Origin of the sequence: Virgibacillus sp. DJP39, assembly GCF_049310925.1 — a bacterium.
GTDB lineage: Bacteria > Bacillota > Bacilli > Bacillales > Amphibacillaceae > Virgibacillus_F.
In genome coordinates this window covers 1-26,228 of record NZ_JBMERP010000048.1, presented here as the reverse complement: position 1 = coordinate 26,228, position 26,228 = coordinate 1, and the positions used below count along the sequence as shown (strand labels likewise).

The 26,228-nt window shown below is 37.5% G+C and carries 23 protein-coding genes; 11 read left to right on the top strand and 12 right to left on the bottom strand.

Annotated features, from left to right (window positions below; all coding sequences use genetic code 11):
* Positions 1–7: 7 nt before the first annotated feature.
* From ACOI1D_RS14430 to ACOI1D_RS14415, 4 genes are read right to left on the bottom strand one after another with little or no spacing between them, the layout of a single operon-like run.
* Positions 8–1,231 (bottom strand): hypothetical protein, encoded by a 1,224-nt coding sequence (locus tag ACOI1D_RS14430; RefSeq protein ID WP_422502046.1) that lies wholly within the window; start codon positions 1,229–1,231, stop codon positions 8–10.
* Between the two features lie 13 nt (positions 1,232–1,244).
* Positions 1,245–2,078, bottom strand: coding sequence for a hypothetical protein (locus ACOI1D_RS14425; protein WP_422502044.1), 834 nt, complete (start codon positions 2,076–2,078; stop codon positions 1,245–1,247).
* Complete coding sequence (locus ACOI1D_RS14420) at positions 2,075–2,764, bottom strand: ABC transporter ATP-binding protein (RefSeq protein WP_422502042.1); 690 nt, start codon at positions 2,762–2,764, stop codon at positions 2,075–2,077. The genes ACOI1D_RS14425 and ACOI1D_RS14420 overlap by 4 nt, the downstream gene beginning before the upstream one ends.
* A 2-nt stretch (positions 2,765–2,766) precedes the next feature.
* Positions 2,767–3,150: a GntR family transcriptional regulator gene (locus ACOI1D_RS14415; RefSeq protein WP_422502040.1), complete on the bottom strand. Its 384-nt coding sequence runs from the start codon at positions 3,148–3,150 to the stop codon at positions 2,767–2,769.
* 218 nt (positions 3,151–3,368) lie between these two features.
* Between ACOI1D_RS14415 and ACOI1D_RS14410 the strand changes: the two genes are divergently transcribed.
* Positions 3,369–3,761, top strand: a complete 393-nt coding sequence (locus tag ACOI1D_RS14410) for a hypothetical protein (RefSeq protein ID WP_422502038.1) — start codon at positions 3,369–3,371, stop codon at positions 3,759–3,761.
* 47 nt (positions 3,762–3,808) lie between these two features.
* Here ACOI1D_RS14410 and ACOI1D_RS14405 read toward each other — a convergent pair whose 3' ends face one another.
* Together ACOI1D_RS14405 and ACOI1D_RS14400 are read right to left on the bottom strand one after the other, a co-directional pair.
* On the bottom strand, positions 3,809–5,263 hold the full coding sequence (locus tag ACOI1D_RS14405) for a BCCT family transporter (protein WP_422502051.1): 1,455 nt from the start codon (positions 5,261–5,263) through the stop codon (positions 3,809–3,811).
* 249 nt (positions 5,264–5,512) lie between these two features.
* Positions 5,513–6,460, bottom strand: coding sequence for an MBL fold metallo-hydrolase (locus ACOI1D_RS14400; RefSeq protein ID WP_422502037.1), 948 nt, complete (start codon positions 6,458–6,460; stop codon positions 5,513–5,515).
* Between the two features lie 615 nt (positions 6,461–7,075).
* On the opposite strand from ACOI1D_RS14400, the gene ACOI1D_RS14395 reads away from it, so the two are divergent.
* Together ACOI1D_RS14395 and ACOI1D_RS14390 are read left to right on the top strand one after the other, a co-directional pair.
* Positions 7,076–7,522, top strand: coding sequence for a hypothetical protein (locus ACOI1D_RS14395; RefSeq protein ID WP_422502035.1), 447 nt, complete (start codon positions 7,076–7,078; stop codon positions 7,520–7,522).
* Between the two features lie 65 nt (positions 7,523–7,587).
* Positions 7,588–8,208 (top strand): spore coat protein, encoded by a 621-nt coding sequence (locus tag ACOI1D_RS14390; RefSeq protein ID WP_422502034.1) that lies wholly within the window; start codon positions 7,588–7,590, stop codon positions 8,206–8,208.
* 47 nt (positions 8,209–8,255) lie between these two features.
* On the opposite strand, the gene ACOI1D_RS14385 is transcribed toward ACOI1D_RS14390, so the two are convergent.
* Entirely contained in the window at positions 8,256–8,489 is a 234-nt protein-coding gene (locus tag ACOI1D_RS14385; RefSeq protein ID WP_422502032.1) for a hypothetical protein, read from the bottom strand.
* A 230-nt stretch (positions 8,490–8,719) separates the two neighbouring features.
* Here ACOI1D_RS14385 and ACOI1D_RS14380 point away from each other — a divergent pair, with 230 nt between their 5' ends.
* The 4 genes from ACOI1D_RS14380 (at position 8,720) to map (ending at position 12,336) form a co-directional block, all read left to right on the top strand.
* Positions 8,720–10,654 (top strand): LTA synthase family protein, encoded by a 1,935-nt coding sequence (locus tag ACOI1D_RS14380; protein ID WP_422502049.1) that lies wholly within the window; start codon positions 8,720–8,722, stop codon positions 10,652–10,654.
* 159 nt (positions 10,655–10,813) lie between these two features.
* Positions 10,814–10,990: a YfhD family protein gene (locus ACOI1D_RS14375; protein ID WP_422502030.1), complete on the top strand. Its 177-nt coding sequence runs from the start codon at positions 10,814–10,816 to the stop codon at positions 10,988–10,990.
* Between the two features lie 17 nt (positions 10,991–11,007).
* The gene (locus ACOI1D_RS14370) at positions 11,008–11,253 is read left to right on the top strand and encodes a DNA alkylation repair protein (protein ID WP_422502028.1); all 246 of its coding nucleotides are present in this window, start codon (positions 11,008–11,010) and stop codon (positions 11,251–11,253) included.
* A 342-nt stretch (positions 11,254–11,595) separates the two neighbouring features.
* Entirely contained in the window at positions 11,596–12,336 is a 741-nt protein-coding gene (gene map, locus ACOI1D_RS14365; RefSeq protein WP_422502026.1) for a type I methionyl aminopeptidase, read from the top strand.
* Positions 12,337–12,605: 269 nt separating this feature from the next.
* Here the strand turns inward: map and ACOI1D_RS14360 are convergent, their stop codons facing one another.
* Positions 12,606–13,832 (bottom strand): molybdopterin-dependent oxidoreductase, encoded by a 1,227-nt coding sequence (locus ACOI1D_RS14360; protein WP_422502025.1) that lies wholly within the window; start codon positions 13,830–13,832, stop codon positions 12,606–12,608.
* 567 nt (positions 13,833–14,399) lie between these two features.
* Here ACOI1D_RS14360 and ACOI1D_RS14355 point away from each other — a divergent pair.
* Both ACOI1D_RS14355 and ACOI1D_RS14350 read left to right on the top strand, forming a co-directional pair.
* A complete protein-coding gene (locus ACOI1D_RS14355) occupies positions 14,400–15,197 on the top strand; it encodes a TIGR00266 family protein (protein ID WP_422502023.1) in 798 nt (265 codons plus the stop codon).
* A gap of 180 nt (positions 15,198–15,377) precedes the next feature.
* Positions 15,378–17,363: an acetoacetate--CoA ligase gene (locus ACOI1D_RS14350; RefSeq protein ID WP_422502021.1), complete on the top strand. Its 1,986-nt coding sequence runs from the start codon at positions 15,378–15,380 to the stop codon at positions 17,361–17,363.
* A gap of 319 nt (positions 17,364–17,682) precedes the next feature.
* Here the strand turns inward: ACOI1D_RS14350 and ACOI1D_RS14345 are convergent, their stop codons facing one another.
* Positions 17,683–18,579 carry a LysR family transcriptional regulator gene (locus ACOI1D_RS14345; protein ID WP_422502019.1) on the bottom strand — a complete coding sequence of 299 codons (897 nt, stop codon included), beginning with the start codon at positions 18,577–18,579 and terminating at the stop codon, positions 17,683–17,685.
* Between the two features lie 124 nt (positions 18,580–18,703).
* Here ACOI1D_RS14345 and ACOI1D_RS14340 point away from each other — a divergent pair, with 124 nt between their 5' ends.
* Positions 18,704–19,732 carry a YeiH family protein gene (locus tag ACOI1D_RS14340; protein ID WP_422502018.1) on the top strand — a complete coding sequence of 343 codons (1,029 nt, stop codon included), beginning with the start codon at positions 18,704–18,706 and terminating at the stop codon, positions 19,730–19,732.
* A gap of 60 nt (positions 19,733–19,792) precedes the next feature.
* Here the strand turns inward: ACOI1D_RS14340 and ACOI1D_RS14335 are convergent, their stop codons facing one another.
* Together ACOI1D_RS14335 and ACOI1D_RS14330 are read right to left on the bottom strand one after the other, a co-directional pair.
* Positions 19,793–20,455: a reverse transcriptase-like protein gene (locus ACOI1D_RS14335; protein ID WP_422502017.1), complete on the bottom strand. Its 663-nt coding sequence runs from the start codon at positions 20,453–20,455 to the stop codon at positions 19,793–19,795.
* Positions 20,456–20,700: 245 nt separating this feature from the next.
* Positions 20,701–24,366: a 5'-nucleotidase C-terminal domain-containing protein gene (locus ACOI1D_RS14330; protein ID WP_422502016.1), complete on the bottom strand. Its 3,666-nt coding sequence runs from the start codon at positions 24,364–24,366 to the stop codon at positions 20,701–20,703.
* 301 nt (positions 24,367–24,667) lie between these two features.
* Here ACOI1D_RS14330 and ACOI1D_RS14325 point away from each other — a divergent pair, with 301 nt between their 5' ends.
* Positions 24,668–25,336, top strand: a complete 669-nt coding sequence (locus ACOI1D_RS14325) for a haloacid dehalogenase type II (protein ID WP_422502015.1) — start codon at positions 24,668–24,670, stop codon at positions 25,334–25,336.
* Positions 25,337–25,431: 95 nt separating this feature from the next.
* Here the strand turns inward: ACOI1D_RS14325 and ACOI1D_RS14320 are convergent, their stop codons facing one another.
* On the bottom strand, positions 25,432–26,175 hold the full coding sequence (locus ACOI1D_RS14320; protein WP_422502047.1) for a MerR family transcriptional regulator: 744 nt from the start codon (positions 26,173–26,175) through the stop codon (positions 25,432–25,434).
* Positions 26,176–26,228 lie beyond the last annotated feature (53 nt).

Sequence of the window (26,228 nt, the reverse complement as noted above, 5' to 3'; positions counted from 1 at the left end):
CTTCTCTTTATTTCAGCGACAGTTCATAGATAAACAGTTCAAACTGATCCAAGTTTTTAGGTGGATTTTCTTGTACAACCTCACCCACGTAAAGTACTTCACCTGTTCCCACATCGACAACCTTAACAGTGGCTTTCGTTTCTAAATTCGTGACATGGGATGTAGCGTACAACTTACCGTCATTCACCATTATAATAGGGTGCTCTACATTATCCGCCCCATTAGGCAGCTGTACAGTAAATTCATTAGCAGCTTCATTGTTTTCTAGACTAAAAGGAGTTATAGATAAACCCTGCCCACTGAATTTTGTTAAATAAATTTTTGAGCCATCAAAGAAGCTAACTTGATAATCTTTTAGGTTATCAGGTAAATCAAGGTTGACTTTTTCTTTCGTTTTCAAATTATAAGCAATTATTTCCTGAATTGATTCCTCCATCATACCCGGGCTTTCCATTTGCTCCCTGATTTTGTTTTGCGTCTTGATAAATACAATGTTATCGTAAGCCTGTTTAGAATTCGTCCTTACTATACGTGCATCTGTATATACTTCACCCTGCTGCTCATGGATGGAAAAAATCGTTTCATGATCACTAATTTTTTTTGCAGATATGTCCACAGTATAGATATGCTTTTCATTAAGATGTTTTCCATTTTCTCTGATAAAATTTTGAGTAATCAGCTTTAGCTTGCTATCAATTAGTTGTACATCTTCCAGCATGATATGGTTGACTCCTGCAATGTCAGGAACTTTTATAGTGAAAGAAGTTGTGTCGTCTTCCTCTTTGTCTAATATGGATATATCAAATTTGAAATCACTTGATGATAAAGAATCTATTTTGTAATCAACTTCTGCATAAACCAGAAACTTATTGTTTTCAAAGAATGAATTTACAGATTGGACCTTGCCTCTCATAAAGTTACGGTGTTCTTCCTGCAGCTTGTTAATGATCGGTCCCGGCTCTCCAATAATTTGATTTAAAAATGCGGCATTGTTTCTATACTTAGAACCGTCGGAAGTAATCCTCACATTGGTGTTGGTGTAATTCATGCCTCCCCCCTCATGATAGTAACCTTCTAATAATAATGAGTTTATTTCCCCATCGTTTCCACTATTTTTTTTAATGACAAACTCTGGATACTCTGTTGCCGACATTGCTGAAGTAACATAAAACGTCCCAATGCTAAGTACTATTACCATAATGATTGCAGTGAACTTCCAGTACTTTTCCATTTTTACACACTCCCTACACAGTTATCTTTTTCTTTAGTAAGAATCCACTCGTCCAAATCGAACCCGAAATGACAATCAATCCCATTACAATTTCAAGTACAAACAATTCTATTGGATAGAAAAATTGGTTTAATACAGTACTTTGCAAAAGCATAGGTGAAATAAATAAACCTGCAGCAACAAATCCATATATAACACCCGCAAAGATGCCTTTCCACCTAAAGCTTCTTTCAAATAAGATTGCAGTAAATAAAATAGACACAACCATAAACCCTGCTCCATAATACAGAACGAGTTCAAGGACACTATTTGGAATTAATATATTTAATTCAGGCATACTGCCAATAATCTCTTCAATACCCATATCATTTCGGTACTCTTTTGGCACCATCCATTTCAAAACCGTTGTCTCGATAGGAAATAAAATCAGTTGGAATGCTATAAAACCAAATGTCATGAGTAGGATGTTTGTGATTTTAGCGTAGAAAATATTCAGTCTGGTTGTAGGCAGCATTAATAGTCGATAAATAAATGTATTTTTTCCAAACCAATCACGATACCAGATCAGGAAAATATAAAATGCTACACCAGCAATACACAATGCGATTGGGCCAAGAAACCATACACTCCTTGTTATCTGTAGGAAACTCATTTGACCAACTTGAGCCAAGAAGTCAGCTTTTGGCATTAGCTCTTCATAAATCATTTCGTTGGCCGTTTCCAGATATTTTTTTGACAATACAATTACACCCGTGATCTGTGCGATAATTGTAATACCTAATAGCACCGCAAATATTTTAGCGGAACGATTAAACTCAAAATTTACCAGCTTCAGATAACTTTTCATCGTTGATACACCTCTCTCATGACATCCACAACGGATTTACCTTCGTTTTCCCGTATCTCTTCTGTATTGAATTCTTTTAAAACAACACCCTCATCTAATAGCACAACCTTGTCAATTAAGTGTTCAATATCACTTATTTCATGTGTTGTAATAATGACCCCTCTATTTTCAATCAGATGACTTGTAAATACTTTTGCAATTTGTTCTCGGCTAAACATGTCAATTCCAGAGAATGGTTCATCCATTAAAATATAATCAACATCCATCGCTAAACCCAGTAACAAATTTACCTTTGCTGTATTTCCTTTTGACAAGGAGGATATGCGGTCATTTACATTTAGCTTAAAAAACTCAAGTAGTTCTGTTGCGCGCTTCTGGTTCCAGCATGTGTAAAAATCATCCATAAATTCCACTGCTTCAGAAATTTTCATTTGTGGCAGCATCGTAATCGCATCTGGAATGAAGGTAACTTTTTCAAACGAGTTTTTGCTGATTTTTTCTCCATTTATTAAAATTTGTCCTTTGTTAAACGGTGTAAGTGCCATAATTGCATTTAAGATAGTTGTCTTACCCACCCCGTTTATTCCGATTAGGCAGGTTATTTCTCCTTTACTTGCTGTAAATGAGACACCTTTCAATATTTTTTTGCGTCCAAAATTCTTTGTAAGCTCTTTTACTTCAATCATTATTAACCCTCCTTATCATCGTTACTTTCTGTGTACTTTGTTTTAACCAGTCTCACTAATTCATCAACTGGGACGTTAATTGATCGAACTGATGTTACAAATGTATCCACTGCTTCAAGTAGCAATTCTTCTCTCACCTTACTCAAGTTATTTTCATCGCTTGTTATTTTGCTTGGATGATTGCGTTCAGTATGGATCAAACCTTGTTCCTCCATTGCTTTGTACGCTCGCTGCGCAGTATTTGGATTTATTTTGAGGTTGTTCGCCAATTCCCGCCTTGAAGGTATTTCTTCTCCTGGAGCCAATTCGCCAATTGCAATTTGTTCCTTAAAATATCGGACAACCTGCAAATAGACTGGGTCACGGCTGTTAAAACTTATACTCATTGAAACACCTCCCACAGGATATTTAACATTTAATATCAGTGTATGTACTAAGTGGTTCATACACTTTGTAACTGTATTATATGGTTAATACACAAGCTTGTCAATAATGATTTTTATTTTAAGCTAATTTGAACATTTCACAATCAGTTCACAAAATTCGTCCTGGTTGCTGTTATACTAGTGACATAGTACTTCATGATTGATGGGAGAGGTTAGTTTTGAATAAAAACAGCAAAGTTCTACTAAGATTTTCAGCTGCATTTGCACTAGTTGGGGCTTTCCTTGGTTCACATATGGCAGGCTCTGGTGGGTATGAATTCAAGACTATTCATGCGCATATTCTAGTTGTTGGCTGGTTATCCCTATTTGCATGGGCGGTCTATTATAAAATTTTCACACCAGCAAGTAAAATACTATCAACACTTCATGTATGGTCAGCGATCATAGGTGCAATTGGTTTAACTTCAGGGATGTGGTTATATTATGTAAGGCCATTCAATTTGAATGATACACTAACCAATGTATTTTTCATCGTTGGTGGGTCAATTATGTTAGTTAGTTTTATCTTGTTCTTTATCCTTACATTTGTGAAAACGGAAGAAGAAAAATGAAAATAAGCCAGAAACCAATTTAAAATAGGTTTCTGGCTTTAGTACATCTAATGAGATTTCTCTTTCGCTTCTTGTCTTACTGCTTTGAAAAAGGAGGCACCCATCAACAGAATAATTATTGAAAACGGCAATGCTGCAATTATAAGAACGTTTTGCAGCCCTCCAGTACCACCAAAGTAAACAATAATTGCAGCCATAGCTGTTTGCGCTAAGCCCCAGACAATTTTCACAGAGTTAGAAGGATTTATGTGACCATCTGTACTTAACATTCCCAGTACAAATGTTGCGGAGTCCGCTGATGTGATGAAAAAGATGGCTATTACAAAGATAGTTATCATTGACATCAATGTTCCCAGTGGATAATTCTCAAGAACACCAAATGTTGACGTCTCAAGCGTCAGCTTAGAAATAGTTGCAATTCCATTTTGTTCTAGGTTTAGTGCTGATACACCAAACACTGCAAAGAAAATAAAGCAAACTAACGATGGAACAATTAGCACACCTAACATAAACTCTTTGACAGTTCTTCCTTTTGAAATTCTCGCTATGAAGATACCTACAAACGGCGCCCATGAGATCCACCATGCCCAATAGAAAATAGTCCAGGCATTTATCCAGGATCTATTATCCCCATCTAATGGTGCCAGATGAAAACTCATTTCAAAGAAGTTCGTAATATATCCTCCAAGCGTACTCGTAAACATGTTAAGGATATATAAAGTTGGACCGACGATAAACAATATGAGCAGTAATATAAACGCTAGTCCCATATTGATATTGCTTAAGTATTTTATCCCCCGGCCTATCCTTGACCATGCAGACCCAATAAACAGTGCAGTTGCTATTCCGAGTATAATTAGTTGCATTGTAAATGTTGCCGGAAGTCCAAACAAGTATGTTAATCCCCCATTTATTTGGGCGGAACCAAAACCAAGTGTCGCTGCAACTCCGACTACCGTAGCAACTACCGCCAACGTATCAATCAGTTTACCAGCTATCCCCCTCATGGCTTTTTCACCGAATAATGGAGTAAGCGTTGCACTTATTAAACCAGGTGCACCCCGGTGAAACTTAAAGTATGCTAAAACAAGAGCTACAATTCCATATACAGCCCATGCATGGACACCCCAATGAAAAAATGAATACTGGAGCGCTTCTTTGATTGCTTCATCTGATCCGGCTTTCGCACCGGGTGTACTTTTAAATGCATGTGAAATAGGTTCAGCCGTTGTCCAAAACACAAGACCCATCCCCATTCCAGCACTAAACAACATCGCAAACCATGAAGGCAGACTAAATTCAGGTTTATCTCCTTCTTGTCCAAGCTTCACTTTTCCGAACTTGGAAAATATTAAATAGACACAAAATATCAGCATAATCATAATTATGATTAGATAATACCAGCCAAAATACACTGAAATATCTTTTGTTAGTTCAGCAGTTTTTTCCTTTAGGCCAGTTGGATCAATCGACCCCCACGTTACTACTCCTATACAAATTATAAGTCCTAACTAAAATACTGATGTAATATTCTTCACAACTTCACCTCTTATTTCTATTTAATGCGCAAAATGCATCATGCTGCTCGACCAATGTCTCAGGATTCACATATAGCCTCAAATCGATATGTTTCGCTATTTTAAAGCATTTGTCTTATTAATTAAACTTATACCCGAATCTCAGCCAATTACTCTTTAACCTAATAATACCTGGCACTGTTCGATTATTATTCGACAAGTACCAGGCACCGTTTATATTTTTAATTTTTGAAAGTAATCTATAATTCCTAATGCACTCACTTGCATGTCTAGATTTATTAGGAAGTATACTTCATGTTCTTCCGGAACGTTAATACTTTTAAGATATTCTTTTACACGGTATAACAATCTTGAGGCGAGTTCAGCATAACCTCCATTTGAGGCATATACTTTTTGACCTTCTTCTAAAAAGACATCTAACCAATCTGAAACCTGATCCAGTGCTGTATCAACCTTTTCTGTCATTCCAAAATGACCATAATAAATTCGATCAACTTTCATATCCTTTATCCGATTAATAGCTCTTTGCATGGATTCAGGATCAAAGTGGTTGGGTGATGTAGAGGGCAGAAAGAAATCGATCCCCTGACTAATCAACTGTTCATATCGAATCCCTACAGTATCACCCGTAAAAATACCATTGCTAACGGGATCATAAATACTAAAGTGATGCTTAGCATGACCAGGTGTATCCAGAAATTCCAGTGTACAACCTGGACCAATCTGCAGTTCATCCCCTTCACCTTTAATCAATAACTTTTCTTCCGGGACTGGTACAATAGGATCAAATAGTTCTGCAAAACTTTCTCCATAAACAGCACGCGCACCTGCCGCTAATTTTCTAGGATCAACTAGATGTCTGGCCCCTTTTGGATGAACAACAATTTTCGCATTTGGACAATCCTTGATTAATAATCCCGCACCACCCGCATGGTCTAGATGGATATGCGTTACTATGATATATTTCACATCCATTAAAGATAGTCCTAAAGAATCCAGGCCTTTCTTTACGTATTTAATAGACGGACTTGGTCCTGTTTCAACTAATGTAAGCTCATTCTCATTAATTACATATGTACCAGTGCGTTCAGGTTTACCCAAATCAAAACCATCAATTAAGTAGATTCGATCATCGAGCCGAATAGGTCTTTTCTCTTCCATCCCACTTTACCTCCTTCTTTGACTTTATTATTTTTGTCTAATTTTTTAACACTCCAAGGTCTATTTCGGAGAATCTTTTCGAAAATAGTCTTAGTAGTAGATGCAAACTGCGACGTAACTGCTATGTTTGTTTCCTACCATCCTTTACAAAATTGATGCTGATTCAGCGCTTCTGAAAAACACTCGCTTTCCGTGGGGAACGCTTCAGCCTCCTCGGAGCAAAAACCGCTCACTGCGGGGTCTTCAGACTGTTCCTTTCCCACTGGAGTCTCGCATTTTTCCGCAGCTTAGTTAGCTTTCTGTTCTAGTGAGAAGAAACCCTATTAAAACATAGGATTATTCCAAGTGGAGGCAGAATACGTAGACTCCTGCGGGAACAGCACGCGTCCGAAGACCCCGGAAGAAGCGCTCTTTGCTTCTGAGGAGACTGAGGCCGTGCCCGCGGAAAGCGAAGTATTCTGCCGGAACGGTGGCAAAAGTATTCACTATGTCGTAGTTTATACATTTCATGTCAAAAACAACAATCTTTTAAAAAAAAGCCATTACGAAAGACAGTGTATAGTATATCAAAAATTTAACATACTAAGAAAAAGTAACCAAATAGGAGGTTTTAATATGAAGGGCATTTTTTACTTTGTATTGGCAATGATGGCAATTGTTGCGGTAGCTTTAACAACAGACGATAATGAGCCTGGAAATGTAATACAAGACAAAACCAGTGAGAAAGACTCTGTCCTGGCAGCAAAAAGCATGTCGTCGGTAACAATTTCAGATGGACTTGACGAGGTCCTGAACACATTGGCTGAATTAAAAGTTGAGTTGGATAAACCAAGTATAGAAAAAAGCCAAGTCAAGGTTCTTGCAGAAAAGTTGGGTGAAGACTGGGATACAATTGAAAAACAAGTAGAAAAGAAGTATCCAGAGGATTATGTTTATATTGAAAAGAGCTTGTATCCACTTTTAGCCGAAGCACAAAAAGAAGACCCGAATTTTGTGGAAATTCAACAGTTACTTCAAGATACCACCAAAAAAATCAATGCTTTTAAAAATAAATTGACATAAACTCGAATGAATAAGAACTAAAAATGAACACAAAATAACTTAGTTAAAACTTAAGGAGGTTTTTTATGCAAATGCAAAATCAAAATCAAAATCAAAACTTAAAAGGCACTTCCCAGATGCCAGCCCAGATTAGTCACGGTGGACATGAACTTTTAGATACGCACGAAGCATTATCTACACTAATAGGCAGTTTAGAGCAATATGTACTTTATGAACAGCATATCGAAAGCCAAGAGTTAAAGACAATGCAAGAACGACACCGTCAATTTATGAGTCAGCTTTATAATACAATTATTGAAACATTAAAAACCGGCCAGGAACCGACAGTTGATACGCAAATATACCATATGGATCAGAGTAACGATGTGATTTATGGTATGAAACCATCCGCACCAAAGGCCCCGATTCAGTCTGTTGGTCAATTAAATGACCAGTGTATTTCAGGGTATATGCAGGGTGTAATGAAATCAACAGCTTCTGCCTTTACGATGACCGCTCTTGAAGTAACAAATCCTGTACTGCGTCGTGTGTTCGCAGACAGTGTGCCAAATCTTATCGAAATGTCGTATGAAATATTTTTGTATCAAAATAAGAATCAGTATTACCAGGTCCCGCAGTTACCTACTCAGGATATGCAAACAATCATGAACAGTTATGCACCAATTCAAGGGAACATGCCGCATTAAATTCTAAAAACTACCTATTCACATAACGTGGCTAGGTAGTTTTTTGTTTAATCAAGAAGCCTATTCGTTTCATCTACATTAAACAGCTTTGCTGAATCTCTGGTATAACCATTGTCCAGTTTGCCGTCTCCATCACAGATACTACACTTGTATTTCCATCCTTCATCGTCCGCGAGCATCCCTTCCCCTTCACAAGCTCTACATGTCTGTTCCCTTTCAATCATTGCATCCAATCCTTTCGTAATACATTTAAGATCTGTAACATACACTATAGTTTCCAACAACTTCGTCGGAATATACATAAAAGCTACTGTATACCCATTTAATCAAGTTAACTGTTATTCAATCATTTTTACTTTTCAAATAAACTAAATAGAAACTCTTTTTACATTTTGATTACATTTAGATATAATCCACTAATAGACTTGAATTGAAAACAGCAATTGGTTATACTGAAATATCGAAGTATGTAAAATTAATTAATAAAAAATGGAAGTTTGAGGTGAAGACAATGAAGAATAAACCTGTTACAAAGATGGGGTTCTTTTTTGTTGCAGTACTTTTACTATGGATTAAATCCTATTTAACATATATATATGCATTTGATCTTGATATTCAAAATGGCATACAACAATTTCTTCTTTTCTTTAACCCACTTGGTTCTGCATTATTATTTCTTGGGATTGCACTATTCGCAAAGGGAAAAAGAGTTGGTATATGGATCATTGTTATAGACTTTTTAATGAGTTTTATGCTTTACGCTAATGTTGTTTATTACCGTTCAGCTTCGGATTATATTACACTCCCTACACTGACCCAAACTAGTAACTTTGGAAGTCTTGGTGGCAGTATTGTTAGTTTAGTAGCATGGCATGATTTACTTTACGCAGTGGACATTGTCATTCTTATTGCTCTATATGTATGGAATAAAAACAATTGGACTACAGCACGTATGAAGAAAAGAAAACCTATGTTGGTTCTAGCTACAGCTGTAATGGCATTTTCTATTAATCTAGGACTTGCTGAAGCTGATCGCCCACAACTTCTTACAAGAACATTTGACCGGAATTATATTGTAAAGTATCTTGGTTCTTATAACTTTGCAATCTATGATGCATATCAAACTATGCGGTCATCTACCCAGCGTGTTCTTGCAGATAGTAGTGATATTACAGAAGTAGAAAACTACACTAAAAATAAATTTGCCGAACCAAACGCGGAGTTATTCGGGGTAGCTAAAGGGAAAAATATTATTAAAATTCATTTAGAATCGTTTCAATCATTTCTAATTGATTATAAATTACATGGTGAAGAGGTTACCCCTTTCATAAATTCACTTGTGAATGATGAAAGTAAAGACTTTACGTATTTTGATAACTTTTTCCATCAAACTGCACAAGGAAAAACAGCTGATGCCGAATTGATTCTGGATACATCTTTGTATCCATTACCACAAGGTGCAGCGTTTGTGACTAAGGGTAATAATAGCTATCAGGCATTACCTGCAATTCTAAAACAGAATCAAGATTATACAAGCGCAGTATTCCATGGGGATAACAAAAGCTTCTGGAATCGTGATGAAGTTTATAAGCAATTTGGAATCGATAAATTCTTTGATTCAAGTTATTACGATATGAGTGAGGAAAATGTTATCGGCTATGGTCTAAAAGATAAACCATTTTTTAGTGAATCAATGCCAATGCTAGAATCATTAGAAGATCCTTTCTATGCACACATGATGACCTTAACACATCATCACCCATATTTAATTGATCCAGATGAAGCTTCTATTAAACCGGCAGAAACTGGCGATCCATCTGTTGACCGCTATTTCCAGACTGCTAGGTATTTGGATGAATCATTAGAACAATTTTTTAATGACTTAAAGGAATCAGGGTTGTATGAGGATTCCGTAATAATGATATATGGTGATCATTATGGTATTTCAGAAAATCATAACAAAGCAATGAAACAAATAGTTGGTGAAGAAATAACAGACTATAAAGAAAAACAATTGCAACGCGTACCATTTATCATCAAAATACCTGGTGTTGATGGGAAAGGAACTGTTCATGAATATTCTGGGCAAATTGATGTAATGCCAACATTGCTACATTTGTTAGGAATTCATAGTCAGAACTACATTCAGTTTGGGACGGATATGTTTTCTAAAGGACACAAGGAATATGTTGCGTTCTGGAATGGAGATTTCGTTACCCCAACGTATAGTTCTATCTCAGGTAAGTTTTATGACAGTAATGGTGAAAAAATCACACCAACTAAAGACATGAAAGAACTGCAAAAAAAGGTACGGCATGAACTTGAGCTTTCTAATAAGGTTCTTTACGGAGATCTACTGCGTTTCTATAAACCGACAGAAAAATGGGAACCTGTAGACGCATCAAAATATTCTTATGGTAAGACTAACTCGAACACAGTCGAATAAATTAAATGATTCTACAAAGTAATCAAATGGGGTGACACTCATTTGGTTACTTTTTTTGGTTAGCACTGTTATTTTTGTATATACTAACAACAAAGATGAAGGCAATCGCCCATATTTATAGGTGAGATCCTGCATAACTACTAAAAAGAGGTGATTTTAATGGGAAGAGATGAACATAACCATTCAAAAGGAAATAATCCTTTAGCACAAACACCAAAGAGCAATATTAAAGCTGACGGAAGAGATGTTGAATTTATCGAAGAATTTGCTGATCATGAAGATAAAGAAGCACAGGCAAGAAGCGCAGCTGCTGACAGACGGACCAAAAAGAAATAGTCTCTGGAGGTTATGCCATGCAACAATACCTTTGCCCAAACTGCAAAACAAACCGCACACGATTCAACTTGATTGAACAGTTAGCTAGTCCTGTAAAATTAGATCCACAAACCGGTGAAATGTTAAATGATTATAAATCTGGCAGTGTTGATGTTTTTCACACCTTATACAACGGACCAAAATACAAGGTTCAATGCGGTTCCTGTGGAGTGATCGAGAACGAAAGCACATTTGTACAATATGCTCTCTACAGTAAAAAATAATTTCAAGAGAAAGCAGTATGCCAATGAGTAACTGGCTCAGTTATAGGAGAGAAAACATATTTTTAGAAGTGCAAATCGTATAGCGTTTCGCACTTCTTTTTTAGTTGGTATATCATTGTTTATAGTGTTTTAACACATAATTTAACAAATTAACATTGCATTTATATCCTGTTATCAAGCGTACATAAAAATCTATGTACTACTGCCGATTAACCTGCTAAAACATAAATTAATTAGAGTGTTTTAAACTTATGTTCAACAATTCGGGACAATATATTGAAGAAATGCTAAAATTTAAATGGAATGATAATCATACAATACTTTAAAAAGTGAGGATCCACAATGATTGCAAAGACTGAAGAGGATTTTAATGGATTAAAAGAAATTGGTAAAATTTGTGGAGCGATTCGAGATGAATTAGTCCAATGTACTAAACCTGGAATTACTACAAAAGAACTTGATGAAATTGCTGAAGAGATCTTTGAAAAAGTAGGAGCTCAATCTGCACCAAAAGAAGAATACGATTTCCCTGGATATACGTGCATTAGCATAAATGAGGAAGTAGCGCATGGGATTCCGAGTGAACGGACCATTCAAGAAGGAGACCTTGTAAATATTGATGTTTCAGGTTCTAAAAACGGATATTTCGCAGATACTGGTATTTCCTTTGTTGTTGGGAAGGGAGAGATAATTTTGCAGAAAATATGTGACGTTGCTAAAGAAGCATTCGACGCTGGACTTGAAAAGGCAAAACCAGGTTCGAAAAAAAGCGCTCTCGGAAAAGCTGTACACAATGTAGCGAAAAAGCATGGCTTAACTGTCATAAAAAATCTTACTGGACACGGTGTTGGACGCTCGATTCATGAGGCACCAGAACATATTTTCAATTACTTCTCTCGCTGGGATGACGAAATTTTAAAAAATGGTATGGTAATTGCCTTTGAGCCTTTTATCTCTACATTTGAAGAGGAAGTTTTCCAATCCGAAGATGGATGGACCTATCTAACCGATGAAAGCTTTGTGGCTCAATACGAACATACGATTATTCTAACGAAGGAAGGTCCGATTATTACTACATTGTAAGAACATTAATACCATAATAGGCCGCGATTGTTTAATAAGCCGACTCTATTTTCTTCTTCACCTAGCTTTAGATAAAGAAGGATAAGACTACAACATCAAAAAAGCTCAGATTAAATTCTGAACTTTTTTTTGCTGTTTATATTGCTAATTTGCTGTCGTAGGATATGTTAATTGGTGTGTTATTTACATTGTGATTCGTGTTTTCTCTCCCAAAATTCAACCCGTTATCTATTGAGCTGCTGCTTTCTGGCTATTATAAAAATTTACACCTATTTAACCCATGCATCCTTTGCATACCCTCGTTTTTCCCAATAACCGATATGTTCGTTGTCTATCAGTTCAATCCTGTTTAACCATTTGACCGATTTGTATGCATACATTTTTGGAACGATAAGACGAACTGGGCCGCCGTTTTGTCTGCTAATAAGTTCCCCATCTATTAATACAGCCACAATTACATCATCAATCATCGCCTGTTCTACTGTCAGGGTATCCGTATACACACCATCAGCAGAATAAAATTTCAGGTAGTTCGCGTCAGGCTTAACTCCTGCATTCTCCAGAAGCTTCTTCAATGGTATACCTTCCCACGTCACATTATAAACACTCCAACCGGTGACACAATGAAAGTCACTTACTTGAACATCTCGACCTAGATTCAAGAATTCTTTCCACTGATAATTTTTTGGCCTTTCAACAAGTCCATCAATGGTCAAACCCCAACTTTCACTCGTTAAGGTTGGCATCTCTGTAACAGTATAGTAACGGAATTGTCCGTCGCGCCCCCCGCCTATCGGTGGTTTTGACTTAGGTTTTGGCTTTGGTAAAGGCTCAAAATGATTTGTTTCGACATCTGTCAGGGAACCTCCAAATGAAGGAAAATATGGTTTAAACCAACTTATTATTAAAGGAAGAGATAGAACTGCTATTAGTCCCCCTGTCACCTTATGCAAGAATGTTCGCCGTTTCAATATTGGGTTATGGTCCTCAACTGGGGTTGGATGAATTTCCCTTTCATTCTGGAGCTGCCCCTTTTCCAGTCGTTTAAACCATTTGCTACGTGTAATACTATGATAAATAAGATATGGCACACCTATCCAGGTTGCTAAATCATGAATAAACAACATAATGGAACTTATAACTGGCGGAAATACACGATGAAACGTTAAAAATAGACCAGAAACGAGAAGCGCTACCAATAGTATAATGACAGCAAACAGATTGTTACGGTGGTTAATTCGCTTCCGAAGTCTTTTCAGATGTCTTCTTATCTTGGGAAAATAAGCAAAAAGTGGAATTACGCTAATAAACCCAAACCAAATATGGATATTCTTGACGTCTACACGGATGTCAGGAAAGGTAGAACGAAATGCAGCAGAAAACAATACTAACCCTGTAATGCTCAATATCAAAAATAATAGTGCATTAGAGTGGTGGATCCGAACAAGTTTTTTTCCGAAATTTAAGTTTCGTTTGAAGAATAACCTCCAATTCATGCCGATTCCCCCCTTAAATAGAGTCACAACCCAACTTACTTATTCACTCTAACATTAATTTCGGCTGTTTTCTAAAGGATTGTTGTTTTTGCCATAAAATATATAACTGTCACGATGTTTACCGCTACGGAAATACGCGCACCTTAGGGAGGCTGGTGAGCCTCCTCGTGCTGCGCACTGTGGCGTCACACCGATGCCTTCCCTCGAAGCAGGAGTCTTCGTTTATTTCCTTCGCTGGCATAGCACTAAACAAACTTCCTATCATGATTGAAGCATAGGACAGTCGACTCCTGCGGGAACAGCACGAGTCCGAAGACCCCGGAAGAAGCGTTCTTTGCTTCTGAGGAGTCTGAGGCCTTGTCCACGGAAAGCGACTGCCCGTAGCAGAAATCAGTACAGCAGTTACGTCGCAATTTGTATCAACTGCGAAGATTAAAAAGCAACAAAACTTACGAAAAGAGCCTTAATTTAGAAATATAACTATTAGTTTTAGATTATTCCATGAGTTTCGAATCTATTTCAGATATGGAACGTATATTTAATAATAATACAAAGGGGGATGTACAAATGAACAATCATGAAATTGATTACAAATTGCATGGTGATGACATGCAGTTTGTTGAAGTTGAACTTGATCCACAGGAAACAGTGATTGCTGAAGCCGGGAGCCTTATGATGATGGAAGACCAAATTCGTATGGAAACAATATTCGGTAGCGGATCAGATAAGAGCCAAGGTGGATTAATGGGTAAGCTTTTAGGAGCAGGTAAACGCGTAATTACTGGTGAAAGTTTATTCATGACAACATTTACAAATGAAGGGACTAAAAAAAAGCACGCATCGTTTGCAGCACCTTATCCAGGAAAAATCATCCCAATGGATTTAAGTGAAATAAACGGAAAGTTGATTTGTCAAAAGGATGCCTTTCTTGCGGCTGCTAAAGGTGTATCAATTGGTATCGAATTCCAGCGAAAAATCGGCACTGGATTTTTTGGTGGTGAGGGATTTATCATGCAAAAATTAGAAGGCGATGGTATGGCCTTTGTACATGCGGGTGGTACTATGTATAAAAAAGAACTAAATCCTGGTGAAACTTTACGTGTTGATACAGGTTGTCTAGTAGCGATGACTGGTGACGTTGATTACAATATCGAATTTGTTGGAGGAGTTAAAACAGCTTTATTTGGCGGAGAAGGACTCTTTTTTGCAACACTTAAAGGGCCAGGTTCAGTATGGATTCAATCACTTCCGTTTAGTAGATTGGCAAGCAGAGTATTTGCAGCCGCACCACAGAAAGGCGGTTCAAAAGGTGAAGGAAGTTTAGCGGGAGGACTATTTGACTTATTAGGTGGCGATAGAAAATAGTATATCTTAAATCCTAACCAGACCACATGCTTTGGATAGGATTTTGTCTCGTGTGAGTGTCCCTCACTAATAATCTATCATAAATACACATCCCATTGCAGTTAATCTACTTGTACGCTTTACACCTAGGAAGCGGTTACATATAATAGTAGTAGTGAATAGAAATTTAGGAGGGGTACCATGGCCCAAACGGAAGAAGGAACCCTACTTTGGGAACCAGACGAAACAAGAATACAAGATTCCGCAATTCATCATTATATGAATTGGCTAAAAAAACATAAAGATCTTTATTTTGATGACTATCATTCAGTATGGAAATGGTCTGTTGAAGAATTAGAGCTATTTTGGGAATCATTGTGGGAGTATTTCCAAATCCAGTCTAAAGAAAGTTATCAAACTGTATTGTCCACACATAAAATGCCGGGAGCAGAGTGGTTTACAGGTTCGAAAATAAATTATACAGAACATATTTTTAGAAACCGCGACCGATATAAGCCAGCAATTATACATACTTCTGAAATTAGGGAAACGTCCGAGATTTCGTGGGATCGTCTATACCAGGAAACAGCTGCATTACAATTAACGTTAAAACATTTGGGCGTTGAAAAGGGAGACCGTGTAGTTGCCTATGTAGCTAATATCTATGAATCTGTCGTAGCATTCCTTGCAACAGCAAGTTTAGGTGCAATCTGGTCCAGCGCATCCCCAGACTTTGGTACTCAGAGTGTAATCGATCGTTTTAAGCAAATTGAGCCTAAGGTTATGATAACAGTTGATGGCTACCGTTATAGTGGGAAGAACTTTGATCGAACAAAGGTTGTTGAAAATATTCAATCTGAACTACCTACCTTGAAGGCAACAATTGCAATTCCATATCTAAACGAGAAGGCAACCTTTACTGGTTTAAAAAATGTTACCCTTTGGAATGAAGCTGTTAACTCTGGCAAAGACATTACACTCCATTGTGAGCATGTGCCCTTTAATGATCCACTTTGGGTATTGTTCTCATCTGGCACTACTGGTAAACCGAAGCCAATTGTACAGAGCCAGGGTGGCATTTTAATGGAACACCTTAAAGCCCTAACATTTCACGCTGACCTTACCGAAAAAGATCGCTTCTTCTGGTACACTACAACTGGCTGGATGATGTGGAACTACTTAGTGAGTGGTCTGCTAACCGGCAGTACAATAATTTTGTATGATGGAAATCCAGGCTTTCCAGACAAAAAAATGCTCTGGAAGTTTGCTGAGCAAACCAGGATGACTGTATTTGGTACTAGCGCAAGTTATATAACTGCTTGTATGAAGGATGATCTAGTGCCAAAGGATGAATTTGATTTAAGTAGTTTAAAAAATATTAGTTCAACTGGGTCTCCACTACCACCCGAGGGGTTCAAGTGGTGTTATGACAACGTAAAAGAGGATCTATGGATTGCTTCTGCCAGTGGAGGAACAGATGTATGTACTGCCTTCATTTTAGGCGCACCAATTCTTCCCGTATATGCTGGGGAACTTCAATGTCGTGGACTTGGAGCAAAAATTGAAAGCTTTAATGATGATGGTAACCCCAAAATTAACGAGGTTGGCGAACTTGTACTAACAGAACCTTTCCCATCCATGCCCATTTACTTTTGGAACGATGAAGATGGAACTCGTTTACATGAAAGCTACTTTGATGTATTTCCTGGGATATGGCGTCACGGGGACTACTTGAAGATCACAGACCGCCACACATGTGTAATCTATGGGCGTTCAGACGCAACTATTAACCGTGGAGGTATTCGAATAGGAACAAGTGAAATTTACCGGGCTGTAGATCACGTGAAAGAAGTAGCTGATAGTATAATTGTTGACATACCAGATGGTAATGGTGATTCATATGTTCCATTGTTTGTCTTAATGAAAGACAAGGGTGAGCTGACTGACGACATCAAACAAGCTATTAAAACACAAATTAGGACGCAATGTTCACCAAGACACGTCCCTACTGGGATTTATAGTGTTCCAGACTTGCCAAAAACAATAAATGGCAAGAAATTAGAGATTCCTATAAAGAAAATCCTGATGGGAAAGCAAGTAGAACAAGTTGTCAATCAAGGCTCATTGAGTAACCCTGAGTCACTAAATTATTTTGTGGCATTTGCACAGGATCAACAAAACAAATAGTACTAATTGTAATCGAGGATAGCTTCGTTAGCATTCACATTGCACGCAGGTTTTAATCGAACATCTATAATGAGATAAAGGAAAACATGGAGCGTTAGTTGTGGAGTGATCGCTAATGTTGAACTATTATCGCAAGAAGTTCGATGGCGAGAAGGACGATGGAGCTGGACGTAGCTGTCTAGGTATTTAGTTTGCCACAACCTTTTAAATCTATGGTTTCCTCAGTTACCTATTCAAACTAAGGACTATTTCCTGTCAGTAGGATATAGTCCTTTTCTTTGTATATACATTGGACTTTCCTATTTTTATTACTTTTTTTCTAGCTCAATCTTGGGAGCATCTTATCATCAAGCAATGATCGAATAAACACTTCCAAAGCCTTCGTTTGAAATGGTGATTTTGTTACAATGGAAAAGTGTCTATAGAAAGGCAACCCCTTAATGTTCAACATAATCAAATCGCCATTTCTTAATTGCTTTTGGACAACCCACTTTGATAACAAACTGATACCTAAACCCGCTTCTACTGATTCCTTAATTACTTGGTTACTACCAAAGCTCATCAATTTAGCAGGATGTATGTTCAGCTGATTAAACATTTTCTCGGTTGCTTCTCGTGTGCCTGAGCCCTCTTCCCGGACAATCCATGTTTCCTTTTCCAAATCAGAAATCTCAATTACTCCATTTTTCTTACTAAAGGCATTGTCAGGACTCACTACTACGACCATTTGATCCTCAGAAAACTCTTCAACTCTTAATTTAATGTCTGTTAAATAACCTTCAACAATTCCCACGTCTAATTGATGTGCATCAACTAATGAGACAATTTCTTTTGTATTATCGATCGTAACGGTAGGTTGGATATCTGGATAAGACTGTTGCAGCTTAGCGATAATATGTGGAAGTACATATTCACCGAACGTATAGCTTGCTCCAATAGAAATTGGTCCATTTGCCACATTTGTCACATCGTCAACCAATGTCTGCATTTTAGTGTACAGACCCAAAATTTCCTTTGCATGATGATAGACTATTTCACCAACTTGGTTTACACGAACGTATTTGTTACTTCTTTCTAATAACCGCGTACCTATAATATTCTCAAGTCCCCGTATATATTGACTAACAGCAGGTTGGGTCATATGCAGTTCTTCGGCTGCATGCGTGAAGTTTTTCTTTTCTACCACTGTGACAAACACTTGCAGTTGTTGATCCATATTTGTTTCGCCAGCCTCTCTTAATCATATTCCATCTATTATAACATTTTACTTATTATAACCATTTTAATGATTTATTTTACTTATATAGAAAATCTATTATTCTAGATATAAGAGGTGTTTTATGAATAAACAGCATGTAAAACTAAAATCATTCCAATCATTTTCTCCAGGGAAATGGATGGGTGGAATTGCATTTACATTTTTTATTGCATCATTAGGTTATTTCTTAACAATGGTACCTGGGTTTAATCAAATTGGACAACTGGCTTGTGCTATCATTCTTGCTGTTGTGTACAGACAACTGTTTGGTTATCCTGAAGCAATTCGATCGGGAATTGGTTTTTCATCAAAAAGGTTTCTGCGGGCTGCAATTATTTTATATGGTCTTAAATTAAATATTGCTATTGTTATTAATGATGGTTTAATTTTGCTTCTACGAGACGCATTAGTTATTGTTTTGGCTATCTTTTTAACCATCTGGCTTGCAAAAGTGCTAAAGGCAGACAAAATGATTTCCTTGTTATTGGGTGTTGGAACAGGGATTTGTGGAGCTGCAGCAATTGCTGCTATTGCACCAATTGTAAAAGCCAAGGATGAGGATACGGCAATTAGTGTTGGTATTATTGCACTTATGGGTACTGTATTTGCAATTGGTTATACATTAATTGGACCACTTTTACCCATTTCTTCTATTGAATATGGTATATGGTCAGGTTCCAGTTTACATGAAGTTGCTCACGTCGCACTTGCAGGGGCATCAGCTGGAGAGGATCCATTGGCCATTGCATTACTTGCAAAATTAGGTCGTGTATTCCTCCTTATTCCGGTTTGTTTTATCTTTATTTTTATAATGAACCGAAAAAATAAAGATTCTGGACAACCTGAGGCCAAAATTGAATTTCCTTTTTTTCTACTTGGCTTTATCTTATTAAGTTTCTTAGGAAGCTACGTGTTTGGACACTCAATCCTAGTATCTGATGAAGTCATGAATATTGTCTTCCTGGTAACGGATTGGTTACTAACAGCCGCAATGGTCGGGCTGGGGCTTAACGTAAGCCTACGTGATTTAAGAAACAAGGCAATGAGACCAATAATCGCGATGACCATAACATCTTTGGTCCTCTCGGTGTTAGTTTATTTTACTGTCTAATTTCAAATTCCGGTTAACGGGTTACTGCCTAGCCAGTAACCCGTTAACCGGAATCCATTACTATTCTTCTTCTAATTGTAAAACACTATGTACATCAACTCTTTTAAGAGCCTGTCCTGCAAGTCGATCAGCTTCTTTATTTTCCTTTCTGCTGATAACTTCACCAATTGGTTTAATTCCAAGCTCCTCCAGTTTTAACTCAATTCGATCAAGCCAGGCATTTAAATTTTCTTCGTAGCACGGCCATTCACCTTCTAACTGCTTTAACACTCCCTGGGAATCTCCTTTAAATGTGCAGGGTAAATGATGAACACCCATTTCCTCAAGTTTCATAACCGCATAATGTAATGCCGCATATTCAGCCTCGTTATTAGACTCCATCGTTTCTATAAAATGATTGGTTCTTAAACGGTATCTGATATGATTCTTTTTATAGTAGATAACAACGCCTAATCCCGCAGATCCGGTATTAAGATCAAATCCACCATCAAAGTAAACAACTATGTCATGGGCTTCATATTCAATTGTTTCCTTTAACTTAAAAAATTCTTTTTGCGTCCACTCGTTGCCCATCTCATCCATGATTGTTAACTGCTTTACTCGGCCTGTCTTTTCAATATCAGGTAGTAATTGTTCCATGGAATCCTGTGTTGCCCAGGCCGACTCAAACTCCAGCTCTTCTGTCTTTTTCCCTTTATATAGCCACTTTAATTTAACTTTCATCACCTTTCGCCCCCTTCTTCATCTTTAATCTAGCCTATATGTCATACAGGTATACTTCAACTTATCAATATTTTAGCGATGAATGTTTATTCAAACAGTTTGAAAGTAAAATACTAGTAGAAAACTATGCTTATCTCCAAGCTTTAAAGCCTTAGTTGCTCTTATGCAGAAAGAAAGATTTTATGTTTCTATACTACCAAAAAAGGATCCAGCATTTAAGCTGAATCCTTATCTGATACTATACTCTATTCTACCAAGCTAACTTTCAATACACCACTTGGCATATCTACCATCTTAAACGTCTTAGACCTCAAATCATTTTCAACAACCAGGATGACTTCTTTTTCTTTCAAAATGTCTACCTGTTTTTTATTTAACAGTAATCTGCGTGGTTTTTTATCATTTTGAATGTTAATCACTACCCGCGCGCCTGAATCAAGTGCTTCTAAATCTCTTGTATGGACGGTTGCTGTTCCATTATTTTTCTTTGGTGTAACCACTACCTCATCCTTTGCAACTGTAATTCGGCCTTCTGGTCCATACTCGATCGGGCTTGCTTCTGAACTATTTAGGCTTTTTATGAAATCTACCGTTGCATCCAAATCAGTTGGTCCCATTTCAGGGTTTACTCCCAGTTCACTTATTGGAGCATACTTTGAACTGGTCGACGTCCCCATATAATTGTTCACTGTTAATGTATAGGTTTTATTCATATCAACAGGAGTTCCATCAGGTAACGTTACATCCACAACTTCTGCTGTTTCTGGATCCCACGTATAATGAAAACCGCTGATACTATAATCCGGCCCATAATAGGGAGATAATTGAGCCTGAATAATTGGGTAAAGGTCAGCTCCTTTTATTTCAAACTTCATCAGTGTATTACCGAATGGCTGGATATTATATAAGTCACCCCAAGTTACTTCACCAGCGAGTAAGTCTGCTCTAATTCCACCGCCATTCATCATTGCAAAGTCACTATTCATTGCTGCATTCATTCCGTCAGCAATTAAGTTTCCTAGTCCATGATCTCCATCATTTGAATAATTACCTGTTAAATCTGTTGCGTTATAACCCAAGACTTCATTCATAATTGGCCCAATCTGATCATCATATTTCGACAAGATTGCCGATACTGATGGGTCAGGTGTTACTTGGCTTTGATTAACAAAAACAACCTCAGCCTCTTTTTTCACAATGTCGCCAGTTGTACGGTCAATCTCTAAGTCTATGTCAGCAAAAGCTTTGCCATATTCAGAGGCTTGAACGATTAATTTATTATCAACAACACCATCAACCACCTGATGATTATGTGCCGCAAAGATAACATCTACTTCATCATTCACTTCATTTGCTAAGTCAGCTGCCTGACCAGTTGCACCTTCCCCTGACTGATCTGCAGGAATATGAGCAAGCACAACAATTGCCTCGACGCCCTGCGCTTTTAATTCTTCTACTGATCTATTTACAGCATCTGTTTCATCTGTAAAAGCAATGTCCTGAATTCCAGCTGGCATGACCATCCCAGCCGCTTCCTGCGTAACGACTCCTACAAATCCAATTTTTTCTCCATCAATCTCTTTTACAATATATGGAGGCAAAAATGTTTCGTTTGTATCTTTATATACACAGTTTGCGCATAGTACCGGAAAGTTCATCCCGTCGTAGTTATCTGTTCCTAAACCTTCAGGGTGTTCTCCACCATTTACCATACGGAGTAATTCGTCTGTACCTTCATCAAACTCATGATTTCCAACAGTACCAACATCAAATCCGATTTCTTCCATAATCTCGACAGTTGGTTCATCCTGCAGAAGACCAGAAACAGGCGAACTGCCTCCAATCATATCACCCGCATGAACAACTAATGTATTTGGATTTGTTTGTTCCCGTGCTTCGATTGCCCCAGCAACAAAATCCATCTTTCCATACATATTAAACGTTTCATCGCCATCCGGATCCAACTCGTATTCTTGATCAATTTTTCCATGTAAATCATTCATGCTTAATAATTGAACCTTGAGATTTTCTGAACTCTCTTCTCCATCTCCAACAAACGTATATCCATAATCAATGGCTGTTTGTTCTTCCCAGAAAAACACACGCTTCTCGACTGGAACGTCTTCCCAATCATTTGGTAAAACATATTTCATTGAATCAGAGTTTCCAACGTACTTTGAAAATCCTTTTTGATCATCATTTGCTCTAAATTCAAATGGCAATTCAAGCAATGGATCTTCAGGATTCCAAATCCCTAGCTCAGCATCTTTAGCTTCCTTTACCGCATTTTGATAGGTTGGATATACCGCTTCATCAAAAGGTGCGATAAAATATGTGACCGCATATCCTTTACGAACCATTTCAACATTAATATTTACGCCGTCTTCTTTGCGAATAATTTCTGCTAGTAATCTTCCATATTGATCAGTCGGTTCTTCGCCAATTTTAACCAGCACTTCATCTCCAGCTTGAAGCAACTCATTCATATACGCCTTAGCTTCTTCACCTTGCGCTTTTTGGTTTTGATTGATTTCGTCACGAGCCGGATCATTATTATGTGCAGTATATGTTTCTGGTGTATCCATATTCAGGAAACGAACCTTTGTACCACCAAGAACATTCGTTGCAAGATGAATCGTGTCTCCATCTACCACACTTTCAACAGTAGATTCATAAACTCCAGCTGCAGAAGGGGTTTCCGGTTGCTGATCCGCTAACTGAATATCTGTTTGTTCTGTTGGTATTAGCTGATACGAATTATACTGACTAACAATTGCTGTAATGTCATACCACTTATCGGCTTCAATTAATGAAGGATCAAGTGACCCTTCCATTACTCTTAAAGTAGTACCATTAAAGTCGGCATCTACAATAGAAATGTTATATCCCCCTCCAGCAGGTGTCGAAGGAATATCATTAATGAATCCCGTAAGCTGAACTAACTCGCCTTCATATTCTTCCGCTACTGCCGGATTTTGAAGATCAGCTAGTGTAATGTCCTGTGCAGCAGGCAAGGCTTGACCTTTTTCCAGAACTTCAACAGAAACAGGTACTACCTCCTTCAAGCCATTAAATGAATCTAGCTCTCCAGTTACTTTTATTCTATCTCCCTCTTCTACATTTGGTATTGCGCCTTGTTCAAATGCGAATAAGTTGACGCCGCCTGTCTCGTCTTGTATGTAAGTAGTGTATTGTGCGCCATTACTAATCGCAGTATTAGAAACTGTTACGATTCCTTCTACTATTACTGCAGTTCCATCACTTAGTGCTCTGGCTTCTGCAATTGAATACGCTTGTGCATCAGCAGGATCAGTGGGAGGATCTTCTGGATCAACACCACTCATCGTATGCGAGCCCAAATATCCAAATGTGTTAGATCCATATTCCGTCCATTCCGATCCATCATATGTCGCAGTCGGTTTACTAATGGATGGATTTCTAACCAGTGTTACATTCTCAGCAAAATTAGTAGTCCCGATTTCACCGAAAGCATCTAGAACAGTACCACCTTTTTTTAATAAAACTACATCATCACCATTAAAATTTGCAACTGGTGAGCCTTGTATGTCTGCTTGACTTAGGATGTTCGGGTCAGCACTTGCATGTGTAAGGACATAAACATCACCGTGCTGCAACGTGCCTGACAGTGTTACAGAGCTGGTCAACTCTGTTTTACCATTGCTATATAACTCTACCTGATAATTCGATAAATCCACTTCAGCACCAGTTCCATTATAGATTTCCAGCGCTTTATTGTACGAACTTCCTTCAATATATTCTGAAATAAATAATTCATCTGCTGCGGTACTCTCAGCCGAAACTGTTGCAGCTAAAATAGTGGAGTAATTCATGAACACTAAAGTAAAAATCAGAAACAGATTTAACAACTTTTTAATAGTAGATTTCTTCATTGATACCCTCCATTTATATTTTTTTAGCACACTATAAATATGGCATAGTTTCAAGTTGGTTACAATTTGATTAATGTAAAATTATAGTAAATTCTTACTAGTTTAGAGGCTTTTTTTGTAAAACAGTTATAAAGCCTCATATTACATTAATTGGAAACTAGTAAATCTATCACAGTTTGTTTAAACTATATCTTGATTCTCTTATATAGTTTTAAAAACGATTAATAAGGAAATAGTATTGGATAGTAGTAAAAAGACTAGCTATGAATCAGGTTTCTAAAAATTTGTTAGGAGATTTTAAATGAAGACAAACATAAAAGCATTTGTATTCGATGTGTATGGAACACTGTTTGACGTACACTCAGTAGTTGAGAGATGTAATCAATTATTTCCAGGTAAGGGTGAGAAAATCAGTAAAACCTGGCGGGAGAAGCAATTGGAGTATGCTAACCTACGGGAAATCATGGGGAATTATGAAACATTTTTTTCTATCACAAAGGACTCTCTCCGTTACGCGGTTACAAAACATGGTGAAGAATTAAGTGAATCATCTGAAGACACATTGATAATAGAATATCTCAGGCTAACCGTTTATGAAGAAGTGAAAGAAGTATTACGAAAGCTTGAACACAAACAACTAGCGGTATTTTCAAACGGTTCTCACGATATGTTGGATCCATTAATTGATCAATCAATACTGCACAATACTTTCAACCAAGTCATTAGTGTGGATGAAATTAAAGTCTTCAAACCAGCTCCTGGGGCATACGATTATGCTGCTAAAAAATTAAAGGTTAAGCCTGAGGAAGTATTATTTATGTCATCAAACGGCTGGGACATTTCAGGTGCCAAAAACTACGGTTTCCACACTGCATGGATTAATCGTAAGGAGTTGCCAGTAGAAGGGTTAAACTTAATCCCGGACAAGACATATAAAGATTTATCAGGGATTCTAGAATGGATTGACTAAAATTAGTAAAGGAACGCTTCAAAGGCAAAGCGTTCCTTTATTGTTTCATAGACTTCCATAAAATTAACAAGAGGACACTACTGCAGGGATACTGCCTATTTCTTTTCATCCACAAAAATTGCCATTGCATCACACATAAATTTTGCTAATCCCTCACCATACTTATCAATATTTCTGGTAAAACGCTCATCATCGACATACATTTGGCCGAGGCCTTTAAATGCATCCAATGAATAGTTCCCGATTTTGTTTAAATATATAAACCACTCCTCAATTCCTGCTTGAGATTGTTCTGAACTAGGTGACTGATTGCGTAGTGTTGCTAAGTTCCTATAAATAGTGTCAAATTTATCTCCAAGTACTTCCTGTTCTTCCTTGGACATTTCCCCTATCTTTTCATTTGATTTATCTATTGCCTGATCACCCCACCGCTTTCGTGCCTCTTCCTCATATGGATTATTACTGAAATCAAATCCTTCAAATTTTTCCTTTACGCTCATCGCAATTTCCCCTTTCTGATTTTGAATCGTTTTATCGATCATCTCAATCATTGCGTCTGCCCTACGCCGTTTTTCAAGTAACATTTTTCGCTGTACTTCCAAAGCCTCTTTTTGATCAAAGTCAGGACTGGCCATAATCAGCTTGATTTCTTTTAATGGGAATCCAAGCTCTTTAAAAAATAGAATCTGTTGTAAAACTGATAGGTCGTTTTGAGAATAGATTCGGTAACCTGACTCCGTTACGGAATTAGGGGCTAATAAACCAATTTCGTCGTAATAATGGAGTGTACGCACACTTATTCCAACTAAATCCGCAACTTCTTTCACCTTCACAAAGATATCCTCCCTCAATTTATTACTATAAAGTATCACGTAACGTTAGAGTCAATAAC